This is a genomic window from Flavobacterium gelidicaeli, assembly GCF_013294005.1.
Classification (GTDB): domain Bacteria; phylum Bacteroidota; class Bacteroidia; order Flavobacteriales; family Flavobacteriaceae; genus Flavobacterium.
Window position 1 is genome coordinate 47,088 of sequence record NZ_JABSNK010000018.1, and the last position, 10,062, is coordinate 57,149.

The 10,062-nt window shown below is 33.4% G+C and carries 8 protein-coding genes; 5 read left to right on the forward strand and 3 right to left on the reverse strand.

The window, feature by feature from the left end; translation table 11 throughout:
• Window positions 1–258 precede the first annotated feature (258 nt).
• Window positions 259–3,450 carry a cytochrome c biogenesis protein CcsA gene (locus HNP99_RS16780; RefSeq protein WP_173854606.1) on the forward strand — a complete coding sequence of 1,064 codons (3,192 nt, stop codon included), beginning with the start codon at window positions 259–261 and terminating at the stop codon, window positions 3,448–3,450.
• A 64-nt stretch (window positions 3,451–3,514) separates the two neighbouring features.
• Here HNP99_RS16780 and HNP99_RS16785 read toward each other — a convergent pair whose 3' ends face one another.
• The 3 genes from HNP99_RS16785 to HNP99_RS16795 all read right to left on the reverse strand — a co-directional run bounded on the left by HNP99_RS16785 (window position 3,515) and on the right by HNP99_RS16795 (window position 5,997).
• The gene (locus tag HNP99_RS16785; RefSeq protein ID WP_173854607.1) at window positions 3,515–4,465 is read right to left on the reverse strand and encodes a tRNA dihydrouridine synthase; all 951 of its coding nucleotides are present in this window, start codon (window positions 4,463–4,465) and stop codon (window positions 3,515–3,517) included.
• A 207-nt stretch (window positions 4,466–4,672) separates the two neighbouring features.
• Window positions 4,673–5,467, reverse strand: coding sequence for an anti-sigma factor (locus tag HNP99_RS16790; protein ID WP_173854608.1), 795 nt, complete (start codon window positions 5,465–5,467; stop codon window positions 4,673–4,675).
• Window positions 5,467–5,997: an RNA polymerase sigma factor gene (locus HNP99_RS16795; protein ID WP_173854609.1), complete on the reverse strand. Its 531-nt coding sequence runs from the start codon at window positions 5,995–5,997 to the stop codon at window positions 5,467–5,469. Before HNP99_RS16795 ends, HNP99_RS16790 begins: the two co-directional genes overlap by 1 nt.
• 221 nt (window positions 5,998–6,218) lie before the next feature.
• Between HNP99_RS16795 and HNP99_RS16800 the strand changes: the two genes are divergently transcribed.
• The 4 genes from HNP99_RS16800 to HNP99_RS16815 all read left to right on the forward strand — a co-directional run bounded on the left by HNP99_RS16800 (window position 6,219) and on the right by HNP99_RS16815 (window position 10,031).
• The gene (locus HNP99_RS16800; protein ID WP_173854610.1) at window positions 6,219–6,869 is read left to right on the forward strand and encodes a DUF4331 family protein; all 651 of its coding nucleotides are present in this window, start codon (window positions 6,219–6,221) and stop codon (window positions 6,867–6,869) included.
• 26 nt (window positions 6,870–6,895) lie between these two features.
• Window positions 6,896–7,498: a DUF4331 family protein gene (locus tag HNP99_RS16805; protein WP_173854611.1), complete on the forward strand. Its 603-nt coding sequence runs from the start codon at window positions 6,896–6,898 to the stop codon at window positions 7,496–7,498.
• Between the two features lie 92 nt (window positions 7,499–7,590).
• Window positions 7,591–8,886: a tetratricopeptide repeat protein gene (locus HNP99_RS16810; RefSeq protein WP_173854612.1), complete on the forward strand. Its 1,296-nt coding sequence runs from the start codon at window positions 7,591–7,593 to the stop codon at window positions 8,884–8,886.
• A 2-nt stretch (window positions 8,887–8,888) separates the two neighbouring features.
• Window positions 8,889–10,031, forward strand: a complete 1,143-nt coding sequence (locus HNP99_RS16815) for a TonB-dependent receptor (protein WP_254596886.1) — start codon at window positions 8,889–8,891, stop codon at window positions 10,029–10,031.
• Window positions 10,032–10,062 lie beyond the last annotated feature (31 nt).

A 10,062-nucleotide genomic window follows, 5' to 3' on the forward strand; every position in this document is an offset into this window, starting at 1 on the left:
TCCTTTTAAGCAGGTCTCGCGTGAGGGGTAGGAGCAAGCTACCGAAGTAGCGCGGATAACCCGACAGCATCCTGAAAGAAGGGCTTATATTGAATAAGTGAAATAGCCCTTTATTTAGGATGGTGGCACGCCCAAAATAAAGCGTGAAATAAGGTACTTGCCCCCTTAATTTTTGATTAAATTAACAATTGTAAAAATATAGAAGTCAACATTTTTAAGTACTTTTGTGACTATTTTATAAAACACAATTCCCTTAAAATGAATAAAAAATTATTCTCCTTTTTATTTTCAACACGATTAATGGCGCTTCTTTTTATTACTTATGCAGTAGCAATGGGAGTAGGAACTTTTATCGAAAGTAAATACAATACTGACACTGCTCGAATTATGATTTATAATTCTTGGTGGTTTGAAGCAATTCATGTCTTTTTCTTGATTAATTTCATTGGAAATATTAAACGCTATCAATTGTTAAAAAAAGAAAAATGGGCTACTTTAATGCTTCATTTAGCCTTTATATTTATCTTGCTTGGTGCATTTGTAACTCGTTATATTAGTTATGAGGGAATGATGCCAATACGTGAAGGTGCTGCTGAAAACCAATTTTACTCGGATAAAACGTTTTTGACTGTCTTTGTTGACGGTGAATACAAAGGCGAAATGAAACGTAGGGTTTTTGAGAAGCCGTTGTTGCTTTCTCCAGTTACAAATAATAGTTTTTCTATAATGGAAAAATTTGCTGATACTCCTTTTGAAGTATCCTACGAAAATTTTATCATGGGAGCTAAGGAATATGTAAAACCAGACCCAAAGGGTGTAGAATATTTAAAATTAGTTGAAGCTGGTGATGGTGGTCGTGAAGAACACTTTTTGAAATCAGGAGAAGTACAAAATGTTCATAATGTACTTATTGCTTTGAACAAACCTACTGAAGGTGCAATCAATATAACCACTACAGGAAAAGAATATACGATACAAACTCCGTTTGAAGGGAACTTTATGCGTATGGCTGATAAACTTGAAGGTGCGGTGACTAAGGATATCGTGCAGCCGTTAATGATGCGTTCCCTTTATAGCATAGGTGAAAAACGTTTTGTTTTTCCTGATCCTGCGGTTAAAGGAGTAATTGCCTACGAATCTAATAATGACTTTAAGGCTAAAAATCATGAGGATGCTTTAGTTTTAAAAATAAAAGCTAATGGTGAAGAAAAAGAAGTAACGATTGTAGGTTCAAAAGGAAAAATAGGAGAGGCTAAAACCGTAAGAATTGGTCAAATTGATTATAGTTTTTTCTACGGAAGTAAAGCTTATGTATTGCCTTTTAAAATTAAATTGAACGACTTTATTGCTCAAAAATATCCAGGGACAGAGAAAAGTTACTCTTCATTTGAGAGTAAAGTAACTGTTCAAGATCCATCAGAAACTTTTGACGCCAGAATTTTTATGAATAATGTATTAGATTATAAAGGATACCGCTTTTTTCAATCTTCATTTGATCCAGATGAAAAAGGTACAGTGCTGTCAGTTAATCATGATTTTTGGGGCACAGCAATCACTTATGCAGGTTATTTTATGTTGTTCTTTGCTATGATGGCAATTATGTTTACAAAGCACTCTCGCTTTACCGATTTAAAAAGAAAATTAGAAGTGGTTAAAACTAAAAAATCAAAATTATTGACCATCCTTGTCTTAATGATGAGTTTGAGTGGTTTTTCGCAAGCGCACAACCACGATCATGATGAAAATGGCGATCACGCAGATCATATAGAAAACGGAACGCACACTAGAGTAGCGCCTACAGAGAAGCAACTAGATTCTTTATTGAATAAATTCAAAATTAAAGAGGAGCACGCGGCAAAATTTGGTCGTTTAGTGATTCAGGATGCTGGTGGTAGAATGAAACCTATCAATACATTCTCATCAGAGTTATTACGTAAGGTGAGTCATTCTAATTCTTACAAAGGAATGAATCCTGATCAAGTGTTTCTTTCTATGTCACAGTATGCACAGTTTTGGATTGAAATTCCTTTAGTGTATATGAGGGAAGGAAATGATAGTATTAGAAAAATTATAGGAGTTGACTCCAAGATGGTTAACGCTCCTTTTATCGCTTTCTTTGACGAAAAAGGGAATTATAAATTATCTCCCTACTTAGATGCAGCTTACAAAGCAGCAAATCCAAATCAATTTGAGAAAGATTTTATCGAGACAGATAAGAAAGTAAATTTAATGGAATCAGCCTTGAGCGGAAGAATATTAAAGATTTTCCCTATCCCAAATGATCCTAATAATAAATGGGTATCTGCATTAGAATTAGGTGAAGCTGGTTTAAAAGGAATGGATTCTACGTATACTAAAAGCGTTTTACCTTTGTATTTTGGTTCTTTGAATCAAGCATCACAAACGGGTGATTTTAAAAATGCAAATGATTTAGTCGAAAGTTTGAATGGTTTCCAAAAGAAATTTGGTTCCAAAGTAAGACCAAGTGAAGATAAAATTGATTTAGAAATTATGTACAATAAGTACGATATTCTTCCTAAATTATTCTTTTGTTATGCTATTGGTGGAATTTTTATGTTGATTTTTACTTTGTTGAGTATTTTCTTTGATAAAAAGTATTTACGTGTAACTGTAAATGGTTTTCATATTCTTATTGGTGTGTTTTTTGTTTTGCATACCATTGCATTAATTGCTCGTTGGTTTATTTCAGGTCATGCACCGTGGAGTAATGCTTATGAAGCCATTATTTATGTGGCATGGGCAACGATGTTTTTTGGATTGGCATTTGATAGTAAATCTAAGCTGACAGTAGCTTCTGCTTCTTTCGTTACTTCAATGATTTTTATGGCAGCCTATGCTAACTGGTTAGATCCAGAAATTGCTAATTTACAACCTGTTCTTAATTCTTACTGGTTAATGATTCACGTAGCGGTTATTGTGGCTAGTTACGGTCCATTTGCATTAGGGATGATTCTAGGTTTTGTATCGCTTTTATTGATCTTTTTTACTAATGAAAAGAACAAGGCAAAAATGGATTTGAATATTCAAGAGATTACGTACATTAACGAAATGGCATTGACAATTGGTTTAATCATGCTTACCATAGGGAATTTCCTTGGAGGACAATGGGCTAATGAAAGTTGGGGACGTTACTGGGGATGGGATCCAAAAGAAACTTGGGCCTTGATAAGCATCATGGTATATGCATTTGTAATTCACGCTCGTTTTGTACCTGCGTTAAGAGGAAAATGGATTTTTAACCTGATGAGTATGTTTGCTTTTATCTCGATATTGTTTACTTATTATGGTGTAAACTTTCACTTAGTGGGATTACACTCGTATGCAAGTGGAGAAGCACATTCATTGAGTTGGATTTGGTATTCACTAGGAACAATTACTTTTATTGGGGCAATCACTTATCCTAAATATAGAAAATATTACAAGAAATAATGCTGTTATAAACAGGGTATAAAAAAAGTGTCAACTAATTTAGTTGACACTTTTTTTTTGGGGTTTAAAACCTTTCGGCTTTTAGTATTTCTGCAACAGCTATTTCGTAATTTTTTATGCTATTTGCCTTTTTTATTTTCTTGTGTACTTTATGAGGATTCGTAAAAATCACTGAAAAATATTCCCACAAATGGTGCATTTTTAAAAGAATGTGCGTCGCTCCAGAAAGGGACTCACTATATCCTTGATACAAAGTATCATGAAACTCACTGATCAAATCGATCTTGTTTTTAGGATATTCTAAAGTGTCGTTTTTAATCATGCTAGGTAAAAAAGGATCAGAAATCAAACCACGACCTATCATCCAGTGATCAATACTAGGAAAACGCGCTTGCATTTCTTTGAACTTAGTTACGGTGGTAATATCACCATTATAATATAGTTTTACTTTACTTTGATCAACGCAAGTTTGAAAAGCATCTAAGTGCACACCACCTTTATATAATTGCTTGCCTAGACGGGCATGGATGGCAACATTTTTAACATTGTATTTTTCTAAAATTGGCAATACATCTAGAATTTCCTCTGTGGTTTCATAACCCAAACGCATTTTCATCGAAACAATAACATCAGATTCGTTTTGTACGCGATGCAATATCTCCTCAATTTTTGCTGTATTGCTTATTAGTCCAGATCCCATACCACACTTAGTGACCATAGGATAAGGGCAACCAAGATTCCAGTTTAGTTCTTTGTAGCCTAGTTCGCGTACATACTTAGAAACAAATAGAAACTCATCAGCATCGTTAGTAATAATTTGGGGAATGACCTCTAATTCAGAATTGTTCTCTGGCAATAAATCGCGTTGGTACGAATTCTTGATGATCATTTTTCCGTTTAAACGAATGTATGGTGCGTAAAAAGTATCTATTCCGCCAAAAATTTTGTTTTGTGCATTTCTAAATCGGAAATCTGTAAATCCTTGTAAAGGAGAGGAAAGTAGGGTATAGCTCATGTAATATATAAAAGTGCAAATATAACATACTTTATAGTGCAATGGATTCATTTAACAGGAATGTTGTAAAAGTGTATTTCTGCTGCTAGTAAGCTGGCTCATCAGCGATATAAAAGCATAAAAAAAACCAGACAATCTGCTGATTGTCTGGTTTTTTTATGATATCAAAATTAAGACCGCAGTCTTTACTTTCGAAAATAAATAATTTTATACTTTTCCTAGTGTATATAATTGTTCCATTGTAGGAGTTAAGCTTCCGCCTTTTGGTTCTAATGTGATTCCAAAAGCTTCTGCATCAGCTGTTTTGTCTACTGCAAATATATGTTGGTTATTAGCAACAAAATTGTCTAGTAAACCAATACTTGTAGGAGTAAGAGGGTTTAGTTTTAATGCCCATACTTGATACACCATTCCGTCTGGTGGCTCTGGTAAATTAGCGGCATCAACATAAACAACTTCAGTTTCCTTATTCCAATATATTTTTGCTGATGATTCAGGAGCAACAACTTGTCCGCCTAAGTTTACAACGGTATTTTTTGGATCCCTTACAACGGCTAAATTTGTTTCAGATGTAGCGTTTTTTAGTTCTAAAATCTTGAACTCTTTCTCTAATTTTGCTTTTTCAACTGCAGTTGTAGCCACTTGATTAGCAGTGATGTTTAATTCATTGTATTGGTATCCAATACCTACTAATAATAATATAGCAGCAGCCCAACCTAAATATTGTGCTCTATTGCTTGTTTCAGGTTCAAATTCGATCACTTTAGCATGCTTAAGTTCTAGTTTTTCCTTTATTTTTTCATAATTAGCAACCGAGTGAAATGGCGAAAAGCTAGATGACAAAGCCACAATAGCTTTTTCGATCGCAATTATTTCGTCGTTTATTGCTGGGTTTGTTTTGGCATGACTTGCAATTTCTTCATTTTCTTTTTCAGTCAGTAAACCATAAACATACATCTCTAAAATGCCGGATTCGATATATTCTTTGTTTTCGTTTTCCATTATGCTTTCAAATAGTTTCTTAAATCATTTATACAATTTCTATTATGTGTTTTTACTGTTCCTAACGGAATATCCAGCTCCTCAGAAGCTTCTTGCTGGGTATATCCTTTAAAAAACAATAAATCAATAATTTGTATACACTTTGGTTTGAGTCTTTTTACAAACTCTTGTATTCCAATAGTATCTACTTTGCTAGTCAGTTTGTTACTGTCTTCTAATAGATTTACGAAATTATCTGAGGATAGGTTTTTTTGACTGTTGTTAAAGTTTTTAGAACGCAATTTATCGATAGAGGTGTTTCTAGCTATATTGAGGATCCAAGTATAAAAACGGCCTTTACTTTCATTATAAGAATCAATGTTTTTCCAGATTTTTACAAAGACATCTTGAAGAACATCTTCGGCCTCTTCTCTATTTCGGACTAAAACATTTATAACCGAAAATAAACTCTTAGAATACATATCATATAGATGTGTAAATGCTCTTTCGTCCTTTTTATATATTAAGACTAATAATTCTTCTTGGGTCATATATCTCTCTTTTAATACTACAAACTTACTTACTATTGAAGTAATTACAACCTACATAGTAAAAAAAAAGAATAATATAAAAATAATTATATTTTTTTTAAGGTTTTAAATTATTGGTAATCAGTTAATTGAGTAATTTGTTGGTTTTTTTTTGACTATTTATAAAACCGCAACTTAAACAAGCCCGTAAGTGCTATTATAACCTTTTAAACTATTATAAAATGAAAAAGTCAAAAATGATTTTAGGCCTATCGCTAGTGGCGATTTCGGGTTTGGTGTTAATAGCAGCAGATCACATTGATGCACCATCTGTTACAGGTAACGCAGCAGACATTACGGATATGTATGCTTTTCAAGGACAAGATACTAACAATTTAGTATTTGCAGTCAACACACAAGGATTACTTAGTCCAGGGGCAACAGGAGCCGCTACTTTTAGCGAAAACGTAATGATTGAAGTTAACATTGATAATACTGGAGATAATGTTGAGGATCTAGTTATACAAGCAATAAGAAAAGGAGATAAGATGTATTTCTTTGGTCCTTATGTACCATCAGTAAAAGGAACTTCAAGTACAATTGATGTAAGCAAAGCTTCAGGAAGTGTTGCTATTTCTAAGTACGGAGCGACTGCTACAGTAGCAACTGAAAACGGAATGAAATTTTTTGCTGGACCAAGAGACGATCCTTTTTTCTTTGACTTAGGTCAGTTTCAAGCAATCCTAGGAAGTACAGCTACGGCTTTTAACAATCCAGGTACGGATACTTTTGCAGAAACTAATGTTCTTGCAGTAGTTATAGAGGTTCCTAAATCAAAGTTAGGTACTGCTGATGCTATTAATGTATGGTCAGAAACTAAGAAAAAACAATAATTATTAGTATTTAAACAAAATATATTATGAAATCACAAGTGAACGAATTCCGTAATAATATAAACAACAACATGATGAGCAAATCAAATAAATTTAAAATTATAGCAATGGCATTAGTTGCCTCAGTTACTATCGTAAGTTGTAATGACGACGATAATAATAACGATACAATGGTAAGTGCTGATTTTTCAGGAACTTTTGTACAACAAGATCAAATGGCTAGACCAGCAATTAACACTGTTTTTATTGCATCAGGACAACCTAAAGATGATTTTAATGGAACGGTACCTTCTGCAATGGGAGCCAAATACCAATCTGTTTTTCAATCTAGATTAATGGATTTAAACCCTGCATTTTCTACAAATGCTTTAGGACAAACGGCAGCTCAATTCACAGGATTGTTAGCGACTGATGTTCTTGGAGTTAAAACAACTGGTAAAACAACTTTTTTTGACGGTCCAAATGTACTTACAGGTAGAGCATTAGCAGATGATGTTATTGATGTAGAGCTTTTATTAATCTTTGGTGGGTCTGATGGAACTGCTAATCCAGGATTGACTTCAGATCACGTTGATGCAAATGACAAAGAATTTACTACTGCATTTCCTTACTTAGCAACAGCTTGGTAATAATAAGTATTTAAAAAACAGGGTGCTTGATAATTTAAGCACGCTGTTTTTTATTTTTTTTCCAAAACAAACAAACAAACAAACAAACAAAAATGAAACAGTATAAAATAATTCCGTTACTGATTTTTACAATTTTATTCCTTTTCGGTTGTGAAACTAAAAAGGATCAAATAACAAAAACGGCCGACTATGAACAATATCTTGATTTAAAAAAGAATCCATCATTGGATTTTGCAAATGAGGAAATCACTTTTTGGCAAACAAAATATGATAAAGCGCCTAATCAAAAGAGCTATCTTGGGATTATTGCTTCTAAATATGCCACGCTTTTTGAATATACAGGGAACATTAATTACCTGTACAAAACCGAAAAATTATTAGTAGCGTCAAATCAAGCGAGCAATTATTCTAAAGTAAGCACGCTACGTTCTTTAGCCCGTAATTACATTGCGCAACACCGTTTTAAAGAAGCTTTGGCTCTAGCCGAAAAAGCATTTACTATTGGTGAAGGTAAAAAGGAAACCCAAAAATTATTATTTGATGTACAAATGGAATTAGGCGATTTTGATAGTGCCTTAACTAATCTTGATGCCTTAAAAGATATGAAAGAATATGATTATCTTATTCGATTAGCAAAATGGAACGACCATAAAGGAGATTTGAATACTGCCATTGGTTTCATGGAAAAAGCAAGAGATATTGCTGAGAAAGAAGATAATAAAACACTTAAAATATGGTCATATTCTAATCTAGGAGATTTTTACGGTCATGCCGGAAGAGTTCAAGAGTCTTATGACTGTTACTTAAAAACATTAAAAATAGATCCCAATTATTCCTACGCATTAAAAGGAATTGCTTGGATAGTTTTCTCTCACGAAAGAAACACTACTGAAGCAAAGAGAATTGTTGAAGCTATTGAAGTTACCCATAATACTCCAGATTTCTTCTTGATGAAATCACAAATTGACCAGTTTGCAGGAAATAAGGAAGACGCTATAGCAAATGAAAAAGCGTATTTCAAAATGTTAACAGACCATAATTATGGCGCAATGTATAATAAATACAACGTTTTAATTTATGCTGATCAAAAACAAAATGCTGCAAAAGCACTCGAAATTGCTAAGATCGAAGTTGATCATAGGCCTACGCCAGATTCTTATTCATTATTAGCTTGGTCTTATTTAAATATTGGTGAGCATGAAAAAGCATTGGCTATAGCCAAAGAACACGTTATAGGAAATTCATTTGAACCAAAAGTGCAATACCATTTAGCAATGATATATAAAGCGAATAAAATGGAAGATAAAATTGCTCCTATTAAAGAGGAATTATTAGAAAGCATTTATGAATTAGGTCCAAATTTTGAACAGAAGATTAATACCCTGTAACTATGAAATTTTTTGTAACTAGTATTATTTTGTTTTTCGGAATCCTATCGTATGGGCAAACGCAGCAGGGGAAAATTACAGATGAATTGGGCAACCCAATAGAAAACGCCTACGTAACTAATTTAAAAACAAATACACACGCGCACACTAATGAGTTAGGGATATTTAGTATTGATAAAACGGGAGTTTCTGATGTTTTAAAAGTAAGTGCTTTAGGATATAAAAAAGCGAATTACATAGTTATAGAATTAGAAAATACGATTATTTTACTTGATGATATTTTTAGACTGAATGAAATCATAATCCAGCCAAAATTATCGGCTATGAATATCGTTTCTAAAATTGATTTGCAAACAACGCCTGTTAACTCATCTCAGGAAATACTCAGGAAAGTACCTGGATTATTCATAGGGCAACATGCTGGTGGAGGTAAGGCTGAGCAAATTTTTTTGAGAGGATTTGATATTGACCACGGTACTGATGTCGCTATTTCTGTAGACGGGATGCCTGTAAATATGGTGTCACATGCACACGGTCAGGGTTATGCTGATTTGCATTTTGTAATTCCTGAAACAGTAGAAAAAATAGATTTTGGAAAAGGTGCGTATACTGCCAGTAAAGGGGATTTTGCAACCGCAGGATACGTTGCCTTCCAAACTAAAGATAAATTAGACAGCAATAGCATTAGTTTTGAAGTGGGACAATTTAATACATTGAGAACAGTAGGGTTGTTTGATTTATTAGGCAAACAAAACAAACAATCCGCTTACATTGCAACAGAATATATCCTAACAGATGGGCCTTTTGATTCTCCCCAAAATTTTAATAGAGTCAATTTGTTAGGAAAATATAGTGTGATTTTAGACGATAATAGTAAGTTTTCCATATCGGCATCACGATTTTCAAGTAAATGGGATGCTTCAGGCCAAATTCCGCAACGATTGGTTGATTCGGGTGCAATTTCACGATTTGGTGCCGTTGATGATACTGAAGGTGGTAAAACTGCTCGTACTAATGTAAACGCAACTTTAAGCAAATCTATTGATGAAAATACGTTCTTAAAAGCCAATGCTTTTTATTCTAAATCATTGTTGTCCGGTAAAAATAATTTGAAAGTTATTTTTTCTTTATTTTGCAAGGCTTGACGAGGTTTTAACCTAGTTCAGCTTGTTTTCG